This is a genomic window from Paraburkholderia sp. MM5482-R2 (genome assembly GCF_050436125.1).
Taxonomy (GTDB): Bacteria; Pseudomonadota; Gammaproteobacteria; order Burkholderiales; family Burkholderiaceae; genus Paraburkholderia; species Paraburkholderia tuberum.
In genome coordinates this window covers 935,242-947,917 of sequence record NZ_JBNDLP010000003.1, presented here as the reverse complement: position 1 = coordinate 947,917, position 12,676 = coordinate 935,242, and the positions used below count along the sequence as shown (strand labels likewise).

Sequence of the window (12,676 nt, the reverse complement as noted above, 5' to 3'; positions counted from 1 at the left end):
AGTCTTGGCGTGGTCTCAGCGAGTTTTTGACGCGGCGTCTTACGCGACACGCGTTCGGCGCATCAGACAGGGACCGGCCACAACCAGTCACTCGCCAATGACCGCTTGAGGGGCAAGCGACGCGCGGGCAACGTAAGCGTGCGGCGAAGGGTGGGACCAGCGAGGACGCGATGACAGAAGAGACAGCTTGGGAAAAGGCAGCTTCGGCAGACGGAACGACGCCGTCAGAGCGGGCGCTCGCCAGCCTCGCGCGCAAAGCGTTCCCGACCCTATGGAGCTATCCGGACGTCTTCACGGACGAGGGACGGGTCAATGGCAAAGGGGATGGCAAGGAGCTCTGCGACCTGTTGGTTGTTTTCGGAAACGACGTGCTGCTGTTCTCAGACAAAGATTGCGCCTACCGGAGCAACGTGGATGTGGCGGTCGCCTGGCCCCGGTGGTACCGAAGCGCAATCGACAAGTCGGCCAAGCAACTCGCGGGAGCCGAGAAATTCATCAAGGCATTCCCGAAGCGAATCTTCTTGGACAAGGCCTGTCAGTCACCGCTGCCCATCGAGCTCCCCGACGCCAGCGTAGCGCGCTACTACCTCATCGCTGTGACACGAGGGTCGCACTTCCCCGCGCGACAGTTCTTCGGTGGCGGAAGTTCAGGGAGCGTCATGCTGCTCAACGAGCTGGTGGGCAAGGCCGCTCACGCACAAACGCCCTTCCACATCGGCTTCCCCTTGGAGAGCCGCCGCTTTGTCCACGTCCTTGACGAGATGACGGTTGACCTGCTGCTCGAGGAGCTCGACACGGTGCCCGACTTGGTTGGATACCTGGAGAAGAAAGAAGAGTTCATGCAGCAGCCGGGTGTCATCGTCTCCGTACCGGGCGAGGAGGAGCTACTCGCTCGATATATGTCCACGATGCGCGACGAGGAGCATGTGTTCCCCAAGACACCGAATGGCGTCAACTTCGTCGCTCTTCCCGAGGGCGACTGGGGAGTGTATCGAGCAAGTCCCCAATGGAAGGCCAAGCAAAAGGCGAACGAAATCAGCTACATGTGGGATGCGCTCATCGAACACCAGAGCGGGTTCATCCGCTCGGGCAAAGCCATCACCGTGCCCTGGCAGCCGATCATGGACGGCGTTAATCACGAGCGCATCGTTCGAGCCCTCGCCGCCCAACCGCGTCTCGCCCGGCGCAGCCTGTCTACGGACCTTCAGGTTGCGATGCACCGCAGCGACCCGGGCCGCATGTTCGCCCGCATCAAGATGACCGGCCGTCCACCCGACCAAGCCTTTGTTTTCCTCACCATCCCGAGGACAGAAGGCGAGGACTACGACACGACTTACCGGCACCGGCGGATGCACACCCTCATGGTCTACTGCCACGCCGTCAAACACGGAATGCCAACGCTGGAGGAGGCCATCGGGGTGGCCAGTGAGCCGTTCTCAGAGGGAACGGCGTCCCAAGATTTCATGCACGTCGACCTGTCTGAGATGTCGGACGAGGAACTCAAGGGATGGCGTAAGCAAGCGGACGAACTCGACATTCTGCGACCGAAGACCGAAATGAAGCTGTTTCGGCACACCGAGCCCGAATTTGCTGGCCCGTTCCGGTTCGTCGAATCCCCACCAAGCTACCTTGGCGAGGGAGGCATGCCAATGAACAGGGCCGCGCGGCGCCAAGCGGATAAAGAAGCGCGGCGAGAACGGAAAAAGCCACGCTAGGCAGGGCTTCGAGAGGGGTGTGGCTGGTTAGCCGCGGCGAGCGCCAAGTTGGCGGGCAAGTAGTGCGCGCGATGTCAGTTCAGCTAAAACAACAAGCGCATTCTTCGCTTCATCGACTCATCGACCGACGCTGAGCTTCCACCTCGCAAATGTCGGCTATGCGGCGAGCAATTCAGCGCCCTGGATGTCGCCTCAGGGTCGTCCACGGTCCTGCGTTGTCGCCGGTAACGCTTGTCGGTGTAGAGAACAACAATTGGGAGGACCAAGGGCAGCGCAACGCCAAGACCTTGATGCAGATCCTCGGTGGCGACGCGGTCCTGCCTTGAGCGCGAGAAGGCAGCAGGCGGCCAGTTTCCGACACTCGCTTGCGAACGCACACGGACGCTCGAACGGCCGCTCAGTGTCGGCCAACCGACCTTCGACGTCTCGATTTCTTCTGCATCCAATCTACCTTCGAAGCATCAAAGCCCACCGTTCTCGGCGCTCACGCCAACCGCGTCGCGCAGCAATCCAGACCCGACGCTGCGCGACGGTCCAGTCGGTCGTTACTGGTTTTGCGGGAACAAGGCGCGACGGGCACCCTCGTTCATCTCGGTGCTGAGGGTCATGCGTTGCTTCAGTGCGATGACCCGCGCCGCCGCCGGACGTGCAGAGATCTCATCGACCAGGCGCTGCACGTGCGGATAGTCGGTCAATCCACGCTCGCCAAAGATGTAGCCTGCCGAACAGGCCCAGCCCCACAGCGCGATATCGGCAATCGAGTATGTGCTGCCGGCCAGGTAAGGCACTTTCGCCAGACGCTGATCGAACACGCGGTAGTGCCGCTCGACCTCCTTGAAGTAGCGATTGCGGGCATAAGGCAGCGGTTCCGGCGCGTAGTGCAGAAAGTGCACGGCCTGGCCGCTGAACGGCGACAGCCCCGTCGCGACGAGCTGCAGCCAGGACAGTGCGGCCGCACGCCCGGCCGGATCCGTCGGCATGAATGCACCGTGCTTTTCTGCCAGATGCAGCAGAATCGCGTGCGAATCGAACACCGTGATGCCGTCATCGACCAGGGCCGGCACCTTGCCGTTCGGATTGATCTCAAGAAATTCCGGCTGATGCTGCTCGCCGCGGAAAATATCGACGACCTCGATATCGAACGGCAGCTGCAGCTCCTCGAGCATCAGGGCGACCTTGCTGCCGTTCGGCGTGGGATGAAAATAAAGTGTCGGCATAGTGTTTCCTTTGGATCGAATTATTCAGAATTGCTGCAAAACGAATTGATCGATCTGCGGCGAGCCCGGCTTCAACAGCGTGTCGATTCGCGAATTGAGCACGTACGTCTTGCCGTTTTCCGTCACGGCCGCAGTCGGCATCGAGCGCTCGCTCTTCTGTACACGCTCAATGGTGGCGGTTCGCCAGCCGTCGGTGGAGACGAGTTCGACCGTGCGATCGATGCCCTCGTTCTGCACCACGACCAGGTGCTGCGAATCCACCAGATCGAATCCGTCCGCGCCTTTCAGTGCTTCGGGCAACGTGATCTGCTCGATCCTCGACGGTTCATGAATATCGATCTTGAATAGCGCGCCAGAGTTGTAGTTGCCGATGATCAGATAGCGGTCCGGGTGCATTGCGATCCCGTTCAGGTTGAAGCCCTCGCCGGTGTGAAAACGCGGATCCCGGGCCCATGCCGACATCTGCCCACGCGTGTCGATGCGGTAGACGATCGGTGCAAAGCTGTCGGTCACATAGACGTTGCCATCGGCGTCGACCGCCAGATCGTTGGCCAGATGCGCACCCGGATTGATCGACGACAGATCGTAGTAGGCGCGTGGCTCACCGGTAGTCGCGTCGTAAGTCGCGATGGCCGCAAGTTTGCCCTTCGTGGCCGCATTGGTGTGCTCGCCGACACCCGGGTCCGAGTTGGTGACCCAAAGCGTGTTGCGGCGATCATCGACGAACAGACCCAGCGTCGAGATCAGACGGTCGTCATGGATGAATTCCGAGTAGTGACCATCGGGCGTGATCTTGCCCACGGTACCGTGCCGCACCGAGCCCACCATGAAAACATGTTGACGGGCCGACCAGGTGATGCTCTCCGGAAAGGCCTGCGGGGCCGTGAACGTGATGTCTGCCGCGCTGGAGAGATTCGGTGCGAGCAAGGCAGCCGCGAGCGTCATGCCACTGATAAGTTGTGCTGGACGCTTGCGATGTTTTGGCGTTGTCATAGAGGTTCTCCTGTTTTCGGCACCAGGCCGGTGATGTGACGGGAGGGATTGTGCTTTTGCTGTATTCGCTAAACAATTAGCGCCAATGCAAACTACGTTTGCAATAAACGCAAAATGCGAGGCGGCAATGCTCAAGGATCTGGAGGTATTTGTTGCGGTCGTCGAAGCCGGCAATTTCTCGCTGGCCGCGCGCGCGCTCGATGTCGCGGTGTCGTCGATCACGCGCCGGATCGACGGGCTGGAAGAGGAACTAGGCTGCGCGCTGTTCCTGCGTGGCAACCGCAAGCTGGTCTTGACCGATGCCGGGCAGCACTTTCTCGGTACTGCGCGCAACGTACTAGGGGAACTGACGGAGGCGCGCGATGAGCTATCGAGTCGGGATCAGGAGCCGCGCGGCCTGTTGACGATCACCGCGCCGGCATCGTTTGGCAGGCGCCATATCGCACCGGCGGTGCATACCTTTCTCGAGAAATTTCCGCGGATGCAGGTCGACCTGCATCTGAGCGATCGGTTGACGGATCTTTCGGTCGAACGCATCGATCTGGCGATTCGGATCGGACGCGATCTGAGTGGCGATCTGATTGCGACGCGTCTTGCGCCGGTGCGACGACTGGTATGCGCCGCACCTTCGTATCTGGCGCGGGCGGGCCAGCCGGAAACGCGAGAGCAGTTGTTGGAACATGAATGCCTGACGGTCTCGTCGAAGCCGACTCCGCCGGGCTGGTGGACCTTCCCGGGGCTCAACCGGGGCGCACCGTTGCAGGTCAACGGGCGATTTCAATGCGATGATACCGAGACCTTGGTCGACGCGGCGGTTGCGGGCTTGGGCATCGTTCATTTGGCGAGCTGGCTGGTAGGCGATTGTCTGCGTGATGGCAGACTCGTGTCGCTCTTTCCCGAGAATGACGGCAGCCCGGGAAAGGGGGCATCGGCGATTCATGCGGTGCGCCTGCCCGGACGCTCCCACGTGACCCGCGCGCGTCTGTTCGTTGAGCACGTGCGTGAGCACATCGGCGATCCGCCGTATTGGGATCGGATGCAGCCGACCACGGGTTCGTCAGGCCGACGCCGCGCGAAGCGGAACGACGCGAAGAGTTAGGCGGGTTCGCTTGCCCTGAGAAGTTCGATCGCCCATTCGACGAATACGCGCACCTTGGAGGCGAGATGCCGATTGGCCGGATAGGCAACATGCACAGCGATGTCATCGCCGCGCCAATCGGGAAAGAGGCGCACGAGTGCACCAGAGCGAAGGTGCGGGGTGACGAGGAACGCATAGGTGGTGAGTACGCCGAGCCCTGCAAGTCCAGCCGCTAGCGCGGCGCACGAGTCGTTGACGCTTAACCGATGATTGCCGTGGATTTCGAAGAGCTGTTCGTCCCGATGGAGCTGGAAGACGAAGTCTCGCCCCGAGCGCGGCGAATTCATGCGGACGATCGTATGGCCTTGCATGAGGTCCGCGGGCTCGCGGGGTAGCCCGTGGCGCTGAATGTAGGCAGGCGACGCGCACGTCACGAGCGGCAGCGTACCGGCCGAGCGCGCGATCAGCGAGTCGCTGAGTAATGGCCCGAGACGCAGAACACAGTCAAGGTTTTCGGCGATGAGATCAACCGACCGGTTACCGACGCTCAGCTCGACCTGGACATCGGGATAGCGCGCAAAGAAGTCCGGCATGGCCGGGACGACCAATTGGTACGCCAACGAGCCGGGCAGTTCCACCCTGATTTTCCCCTTCGGCGAACGGATTGCGCTCAGGACGCTGCCATCCAGCGAGCCAACCTCGTCAAGCACGCGAATCGAGCCCTCATAATAGATCTGGCCTTCCTGCGTCAGCGTGAGTTGACGACTTGTACGGTGCAGTAGCCTCACCCCCAGTTCTTTTTCGAGTTCCTGTATGAGGCGGGTGACGGACGATTTGGGCACATTCATGAGGTCTGCAACACGCGTAAAAGTGCCCGAGTCGACGACACGAACGAAGGTCTGCATCGCGGCCAGCTTATCCATGCATCAGTCCTGTCAGATTGGGATGCATGCGGGTCGCGGGTCGATACAGATATTTGCGTCGTGCGAGGATGCATGCGATGTGCTGCGGCATTCTCGCACGGCGCCGGCGCTGAAAGCGTGTCGTAGAGTCGGTCGCCGGTAGGCTTGCGCCGCCATCAAGCCTCGCTCAGGAAGCTGACCAATGCCTGATATGCGTGCCCCCTGTTCTTTTCGAGCATGAGCATGTGGGTTGCTTCGCCCAGTTCGAGCCAACGCTTGTCCGGCGACCCGCTCAGTTGCGTGAAGTAATCCTGCGCAAGCGCGAGCGGCACGTCGACATCCCATTCTCCATGAATCAGCAGGACCGGCACTTCGATCTGGCCCGGGTCATAAAACGCCTTACCTGCTCCCCAGTACTCGCGAATGTCCTGAGTCGGCCCGTTCGCGACACGGATCGACTGGTTCTTGCGCAACGCCTCGTCGGGCTCGGTGCGAACCGTATTGTCGAGCCATGCTTCGAAGCCGCCGTCCGGTATCAGTGTGTTGCGCTTCCACTCGGGGGCGGCATTGACCCAGCGCTCGCGCGCATCAACCGCGCGCACCACCCGGTAACCACCCAGCGGGCCACCTGCGTCAAGTGGGATTGGCTTGTCGCTGACCCACTGTGGTGCAACGAGCCCGAGCCTGCGAACCTTGTGACCGTTGCGGGCCGTGAAGGCACCAGTCACGCTGCCGCCCCAGGACATTCCGATCACATTGATACGCGCGATTCCTGAAGTGCGCAGCACGAAGTTCACGGCGCTCGTGAAGTCGCGCACGCCGGATTCGGTCCGCCCCAGCGGCTCGCTCTGCGCAGCGGCGACACTCATTTGCGGTGGTCGTGTCGACTCACCATAGCCGCGCACATCCACGGCGTAAACATCGAAGCCAGCGCGAGCGAGGTAGTCCATAAACGAATAACCGCCGATCGGCGTGTCGTAAAGGCTGCCGGATCCGTAGGTGGCGCCGTGCATCAACATCACGGTGCGTGCTTCGCCAAAGTCGGTGCGGCCTGCCGGCCGCTTGTTGCGGATGTGAAGCTCGATCTCGGGCGTATCGCTCGGGATCATGAAGTCGCGGGATTCAATCGGTGCTTGCGTTGCCATGATGTTTGCTCTCTTGGTGGAGAGGTTTAGCGGGGCAGCCAGGCGAAACCGTCGGCCTGCCTTTCGACGACGCCCACGGACGTCCCAGGGAAATGACTGCTGAAGAACAGCGAGTGCCGGTCTGCGGCGTGGTTCAACGCCCAGAGCCGCGAGCGCTCGGCATCGTCGGGAAACTCGCAGAAAGTCGAGTTCCACTCGGGCTTGGCTATCTGAATCGGGTGATGCATGACGTCGCCTGAAAACAGCGCATGCTGCCCTTCAGAAGTGAAGCCGAACGACAGATGGTCGAAGCTGTGGCCTTTGGTTTGATAAAACGTGAACCCCTCCAGGCCTTCGAGCGTGGGCTGGCTTTGTGCGTCGATCAACAGGGCCTGGCCCGCATCGATAATCGGCTGCACGCTGTCCTCGAATACGCCGACGCTCGGTGTCTGCACGTGCACTTCGTCGGCATAGAAACGGTACTCGGCACCCGAGAACACGTAGGTCGCATTGGCGAATGTCGGGCGCCACGCGTCACCTTTGCGCACCGTGTTCCAGCCGACGTGATCGACGTGCAGATGCGTGATCAGCACGAAGTCGACGTCGGCCGGCTGAACGCCGGCTGCGGCAAGGCGCTGGAGGTACGGCGTATCGAGTTGATTGAACACGGGGTTCAGTGGTCGATGCTTGCCGTTGCCGGCACCCGTGTCGATCAGGACGGTTCTGCCCTCCGTCTGCACGATCCAGCTATGCACGCTCAACGCGAGCGTTTCACCGTCTTGCGAGACGTTCTCGCGGCCGATCCATGGCGGCGGATCGTTGGCAAGGATCGTGCGATCCCGGTCGGGAAACAGGTAGGCCGAAGGAATCTCAGGAAGAACGAGCTCGGCGACCCGTGTCACGGTCGCACTGCCGATCCGATATCGATGAATGGTGTCCACTTTGATTGCTCGTCCTTTTGGAAGAGGCCGCGACGATGTGTCGAGGCGTGGACGTATAGTCGTGCTTCCCGCTGTCTAGAAGAAGCCGGGCTGGGCGAAAGCATGGTTGCGGAAAAACGAACGTTGTGACGCCTAGACTGGATGGCCGCTTAGGGTGCAACGGCGCTGGCTGATGGACTGCAGCGACGGCTTTTCCGGCTTTCCGGGTATGGCGGCCCGGGTTGTCATGAATGACGCGGACCCGCCGCCGCTGTTTTTTTGTAGGTGTTAGGTGGCGCGTTGTCGACGCGTAGCGGTCATTCAAATTAGAGCGACCGAAAGACGGCTTCGGGTCGATCAGCGACATTCGAAACGCCGCTTCTGGACGACCTGTCCCGCCTCTGCTGGCAGGTACCTGCCCAGCTGTGACCAGTATCACCGAATGCGGGGCAGGCTACCTATATCGCAAGATTGTCGGTCACGAACCACGTCTCATCCGTGCTCGCGCCGGACAGCCAATTCACGTCAAGCCACCTTCTAAAGCCCGACGCCATACAAGGGTTGCGGATGCCTACTTGCCGCCGATGCCGACCTTGCCGCGCCCGACCTTTCGATGAGGCACACAGGGGCGCAGCCTCTTCCTTGAGCTAGCCGTCAATGTGACGTGCTCCGCAGGGTAGCGGGTCGTCCTGTTCAGCGCGGCCTGATAGGCGGAATGGCCCGGATCGATGCGCTTGAGAGCTGACATCACTGACTCCTCCTCAGAGGATTCTAGTCCGAAACGGCACGGCGGTTATGTCGCCTTCCTGAACATGCTGTAGTCGAAGTCCGCGACCCGGCGCTCGGCGAACCCGGGCGTGCCCTTGACGATTGCCATGCGCTCGTTCCGGTGTGTGCCCACAGGTAATTATTCGAGCGCGCGGCGCACACGCGCGGGATTCTAACCTTCAATCCAATCGGGACTCGTGCGTCCCTTCCCGGGTGGGGCGGGACACGGCATGCCGTCGGGGCGACAAAAACCGAATCTCGACGGGCACCCCAAGCAACGCATCCTTTCGGCCATCGATCACGACATCGCGAGCCTGCTGGAACAGTTGGCTGATGCCGAACCGGCTCCGGCACCCCGGCCGCGCATGAAGGGGCGGCTTCATAATTCCTTCCGACAATAAAGCACGCTAAGCGGTGGACGCAGGTTGCCGGCTGCGCATTCGTGTCCGCCTCTTGTCGGCCGGCCATGAGCGGTCACTGACCCTGCGAGAACTGTTACCCGAAGCGGTCGCTCATGAGCCTACAATAGGAACGCATCATCGCGGCCGCAGGCACCGAATTGCACTGCGGAGAACCAATGGGGGACGGCGATGTTCAAATTCATCGATGGGTTACCGCAAGATGTGCTCGCGATCGAAGCCACGGGCAAGGTTACGCACGACGACTACAAAAGTACACTCATACCCAAGGCTGAGGCGATGATGGGCAAGGGGCCGATCAAGATGCTCTATGTCGTCGGGAAAGAGTTCACGGGATTTGAGGTTGGAGCGCTTTGGGATGACGGCGCGTTCGGGCTGAGGCACTGGCACGATTTCAGCCACATCGCAGTGGTTACGGATCTCGCATGGCTACGGGTTATGGTTGGTATGCTAAAACCCTTTTTTCATGGCGTTGTCCGCTTGTTCTCGCTTGCTGAATTGCCTACCGCGAGACGCTGGATCACGGACTCCAAGCGAGTTAGTCGATGAATAACATCCGCTGCTAAAAATCTGAAATCCATCTGCGCTACAAGGCGTTTCTACGGAAGATGAATTTGCCGGAACAACCTCATTGCACCATTTTCGATTCCCTATTGCTGTCAGTCACGAGTGTCTCAAGCGGTCGGCCTCGGCCTTTCGCGCGAGACGCAGCTCGCGAATTCAGGCCCGTGGCGTCATCTGGCAGAGGTCGGCCAGTTAAAGACCTTCGACGTCTCGGCCAAAATTGACGACAATGTTCCCAAGGAAAGATTGCGGGTCGTGCTCCGTCGTCGGAGACGCCGCTGAATCTAAAAGGAAAACATGAGACGACTGTTCCTCGCTGGGCTCGCAGCCACCTCTTTCGTGACTTGCGTTCATGCGCAAAGCAACGCGTCTGGCCCGCTCGTCACGCCCTCGGGTAACTTGCAATTCGTGCGCGTCGACGGCGATTTCGTGGGGATGCTCGACAAGGAAATTTTCGATCGCTTTAGCGCGAGCATGCTCACGCATTTCGACGACGTAGGCAATGCAAATGACAGCGTCACGCGCACGCTCGTGCAGACTGATTCCGGCCCGGTGCTGTACGACTTTCGCCACCATCCGCCGCTTGTGCAACGCTCGGGTAAGCGCATGACGGTCAAGCGCGTGTTCTGGCAAGGCGATGAAGTCGTGATGCAAAGCTCGCAAGGCTGGTTCCAGTTCAAACGCGGCGTGCTGACGAAGCTGCAGTCGTCTACGACGACGTACCATTGATTACGCGCACACCCCCCAACACGCGAGCCAGCGATGACATACGTCGCCTCGCCGCGCACGTCGTTGCCATTTTCCAAGTTGCCTTAACCTCTTGCGGGTCGAGCTCAGCGCGTCGTCGTGGGACAGGTTTCGGCCAATCGACCCCGAAGGCTAAGTCGTTGAAAATCTGTCCGGCGGTGGGCTGGGGGCTAACGATTTGCGGTGCACGGTTGGCGGACTTCGAACGCTTGATGCACGTCTTCCGGTCACCCCATTATTCGAAGAGTTCCGCCGGTTTCTCAGTCATCCGGGTTGCAACCATATTGAGATTTCACGCATGCCGATGAAACCTTCAAACAAAACCACGTCCTCGAAAAGACGACGTATTTTGCAATCTGCGGTCGGAATCACATTTTTGCATAGTGCTCGGAAACAGATGCTCGCTTCGGCGCAAGCGGTGGTATCCGGAGCGTTCACTCGCGTGCGTCCGGGCGATCCAGGCTGGCCGTCCGAGGCGCATTGGAACGAACTCAGCCAGCAGGTCGGCAATGCACTGGTGAAAGTGCAATCGCCCCTGGTGGCTTGCCTGAACGCGCCCGATAGTGACGACTGCAGGCAACTATTCAGGGAGCTCAAGAACCCCTATTTTCTCGGCGACGAGGTGGGCCTAACGCAAACCCTCGGCTGGGTTGACGCGTGGACATCGACACCCAGCGTCTACGCGGTGGCTGCCCGCAACACGAATGACGTCGTCGTCGCCGTTAACTTCGCACGTCGGAACAATCTCCGCCTCGTGGTGAAGGGCGGTGGCCACAGCTATCAAGGCACATCGAATGCGCCGGACTCTCTGCTGGTCTGGACGCGAAAAATGAACAACATCACCGTGCAGGACGCGTTTGTCGGCACAGGATGCGAGGGACATGCGGCACCGGTGAGGGCGGTCACGGCCGGTGCCGGCGCGCTCTGGGCGCACGTCTACGATGCGGTCACTACCAAGGCGGGCGGTTACGTGCAAGGTGGCGGCTGCATGACGGTCGGCGTGGCTGGCCTGATCCAAAGCGGCGGCTTCGGCAGCTTTTCCAAGGCCTACGGACTGGCCGCGGGAAGCCTGCTCGAAGCGGAAGTTGTGACGGCAGATGGCGCCGTCCGGATCGCCAATGCCTGCACGAATCCCGATCTATTCTGGGCGCTGAAAGGCGGCGGCGGCGGGAGCCTGGGCGTGGTCACCCGGCTGACGCTGCGGGTTCACGAATTGCCCGAGACTTTCGGCGCGGTGAACATGACAATCAAGGCGACATCGACGTCTGCGTTTCGCCGGCTGATTGGCGTGATCATCGACTTCTATAATCAGAACCTGATGAACCCGCACTGGGGCGAACAGATTAGATTTCGCCGCGACAACGTCCTCACTATCTCGATGGTGTTCCAGGGGCTCAGTCGCAGTGAAGCGCAAGCGATCTGGCAGCCGTTCATGGATACGCTTGCCGCGTCCCCGGACGATTTCAAGGTCGAGTTCTCGCCACTGAAGATTGTCGCCATCTCGGCCCGCAGTTTCTGGGCTCCAACCCTGTTCAAGAAGCTCCTCGGCTTCATCAGCACCGACGACCGGCCGGGCGCACCCGACGACAATATCTTTTGGTCGGGTAATCGCGGAGAGGCGGGACAAGTGCTACACGGCTACGAGTCCGCGTGGCTCCCCGCGGCCTTGCTGCAAGATGACCGGCGTCAAACCCTGGCCGACACGCTGTTTGCGGCGACCCGTCAATGGAGCGTGTCGCTGCACGTCAACAAGGGCTTGGCGGGTGCACCGGCGGAGGCTGTCGCTGCCGCGAGAAACACCGCCACGAACCCGGCCGCGCTGGACGCCTTCGCGTTGCTTATCGCCGGGGCGGAGGGGCCGCCCGCGTATCCCGGCATTCAGGGCCACGAGCCCGACACCGCGCTGGCGCGCCGGGACCGGCAGGCCATCGGACGTGCAATGGCCGAGGTGCGCAAGCTGGTTCCAGACGCCGGTTCCTACGTGGCGGAAAGCAATTTTTTCGACGCGGACTGGCAGCGGTCCTTCTGGGGCTCAAATTACAGCAGGCTGCTCGCCATTAAGGATCAGTATGATCCCGATGGTTTGTTCTTCGTTCATCACGGCGTAGGGAGCGAACGCTGGAGCGCCGACGGTTTCACGAAAATCGTCTGAACGACTCGACCTTCGAACTCGCACATATGGTTCAGCGGAAATCACATTTCGAAATCTCGTATTGAGGCTTCCTAGCA

11 protein-coding genes are annotated in these 12,676 nt (G+C 60.7%); 5 read left to right on the top strand and 6 right to left on the bottom strand.

From position 1 onward, the window contains the following. Positions 1-170 precede the first annotated feature (170 nt). Positions 171-1,715, top strand: coding sequence for a hypothetical protein (locus OKW37_RS26475; RefSeq protein WP_429402686.1), 1,545 nt, complete (start codon positions 171-173; stop codon positions 1,713-1,715). 545 nt (positions 1,716-2,260) lie between these two features. Here OKW37_RS26475 and OKW37_RS26470 read toward each other — a convergent pair. Both OKW37_RS26470 and OKW37_RS26465 read right to left on the bottom strand, forming a co-directional pair. Continuing rightward, on the bottom strand, positions 2,261-2,932 hold the full coding sequence (locus tag OKW37_RS26470) for a glutathione S-transferase family protein (protein WP_429402685.1): 672 nt from the start codon (positions 2,930-2,932) through the stop codon (positions 2,261-2,263). A 24-nt stretch (positions 2,933-2,956) separates the two neighbouring features. Beyond that, a complete protein-coding gene (locus OKW37_RS26465; RefSeq protein ID WP_429404423.1) occupies positions 2,957-4,147 on the bottom strand; it encodes an SMP-30/gluconolactonase/LRE family protein in 1,191 nt (396 codons plus the stop codon). Here OKW37_RS26465 and OKW37_RS26460 point away from each other — a divergent pair. Continuing rightward, positions 4,053-5,024: a LysR substrate-binding domain-containing protein gene (locus OKW37_RS26460; RefSeq protein WP_429402684.1), complete on the top strand. Its 972-nt coding sequence runs from the start codon at positions 4,053-4,055 to the stop codon at positions 5,022-5,024. The genes OKW37_RS26465 and OKW37_RS26460 overlap by 95 nt on opposite strands. Here the strand turns inward: OKW37_RS26460 and OKW37_RS26455 are convergent. From OKW37_RS26455 to OKW37_RS26440, 4 genes are all read right to left on the bottom strand, one after another. Beyond that, entirely contained in the window at positions 5,021-5,926 is a 906-nt protein-coding gene (locus OKW37_RS26455) for a LysR family transcriptional regulator (protein WP_429402683.1), read from the bottom strand. The two genes, OKW37_RS26460 and OKW37_RS26455, sit on opposite strands and share 4 nt — an antisense overlap. Before the next feature lie 155 nt (positions 5,927-6,081). After that, on the bottom strand, positions 6,082-6,924 hold the full coding sequence (locus OKW37_RS26450; RefSeq protein ID WP_429402682.1) for an alpha/beta hydrolase: 843 nt from the start codon (positions 6,922-6,924) through the stop codon (positions 6,082-6,084). Between the two features lie 152 nt (positions 6,925-7,076). After that, positions 7,077-7,970, bottom strand: coding sequence for an MBL fold metallo-hydrolase (locus OKW37_RS26445; protein ID WP_429402681.1), 894 nt, complete (start codon positions 7,968-7,970; stop codon positions 7,077-7,079). A 550-nt stretch (positions 7,971-8,520) separates the two neighbouring features. Next, positions 8,521-8,697 carry a hypothetical protein gene (locus OKW37_RS26440; protein WP_167368717.1) on the bottom strand — a complete coding sequence of 59 codons (177 nt, stop codon included), beginning with the start codon at positions 8,695-8,697 and terminating at the stop codon, positions 8,521-8,523. A 610-nt stretch (positions 8,698-9,307) separates the two neighbouring features. On the opposite strand from OKW37_RS26440, the gene OKW37_RS26435 reads away from it, so the two are divergent. The 3 genes from OKW37_RS26435 to OKW37_RS26425 all read left to right on the top strand — a co-directional run bounded on the left by OKW37_RS26435 (position 9,308) and on the right by OKW37_RS26425 (position 12,599). Next, positions 9,308-9,685 carry an STAS/SEC14 domain-containing protein gene (locus tag OKW37_RS26435; protein ID WP_429402680.1) on the top strand — a complete coding sequence of 126 codons (378 nt, stop codon included), beginning with the start codon at positions 9,308-9,310 and terminating at the stop codon, positions 9,683-9,685. Between the two features lie 312 nt (positions 9,686-9,997). Further along, positions 9,998-10,429: a hypothetical protein gene (locus OKW37_RS26430; protein WP_090807180.1), complete on the top strand. Its 432-nt coding sequence runs from the start codon at positions 9,998-10,000 to the stop codon at positions 10,427-10,429. A 316-nt stretch (positions 10,430-10,745) separates the two neighbouring features. Further along, positions 10,746-12,599: an FAD-binding protein gene (locus OKW37_RS26425; protein WP_429402679.1), complete on the top strand. Its 1,854-nt coding sequence runs from the start codon at positions 10,746-10,748 to the stop codon at positions 12,597-12,599. Positions 12,600-12,676: the final 77 nt, after the last annotated feature.

Bases quoted from the DNA above. Each gene is read 5' to 3' on its own strand.
- OKW37_RS26455 (WP_429402683.1), bottom strand. From the start codon at position 5,926: ATGGATAAGCTGGCCGCGATGCAGACCTTCGTTCGTGTCGTCGACTCG.
- OKW37_RS26430 (WP_090807180.1), top strand. From the start codon at position 9,998: ATGAGACGACTGTTCCTCGCTGGGCTCGCAGCCACCTCTTTCGTGACT.
- OKW37_RS26440 (WP_167368717.1), bottom strand. From the start codon at position 8,697: ATGTCAGCTCTCAAGCGCATCGATCCGGGCCATTCCGCCTATCAGGCC.
- OKW37_RS26470 (WP_429402685.1), bottom strand. From the start codon at position 2,932: ATGCCGACACTTTATTTTCATCCCACGCCGAACGGCAGCAAGGTCGCC.
- OKW37_RS26435 (WP_429402680.1), top strand. From the start codon at position 9,308: ATGTTCAAATTCATCGATGGGTTACCGCAAGATGTGCTCGCGATCGAA.
- OKW37_RS26475 (WP_429402686.1), top strand. From the start codon at position 171: ATGACAGAAGAGACAGCTTGGGAAAAGGCAGCTTCGGCAGACGGAACG.
- OKW37_RS26425 (WP_429402679.1), top strand. From the start codon at position 10,746: ATGCCGATGAAACCTTCAAACAAAACCACGTCCTCGAAAAGACGACGT.
- OKW37_RS26460 (WP_429402684.1), top strand. From the start codon at position 4,053: ATGCTCAAGGATCTGGAGGTATTTGTTGCGGTCGTCGAAGCCGGCAAT.
- OKW37_RS26450 (WP_429402682.1), bottom strand. From the start codon at position 6,924: ATGTTGATGCACGGCGCCACCTACGGATCCGGCAGCCTTTACGACACG.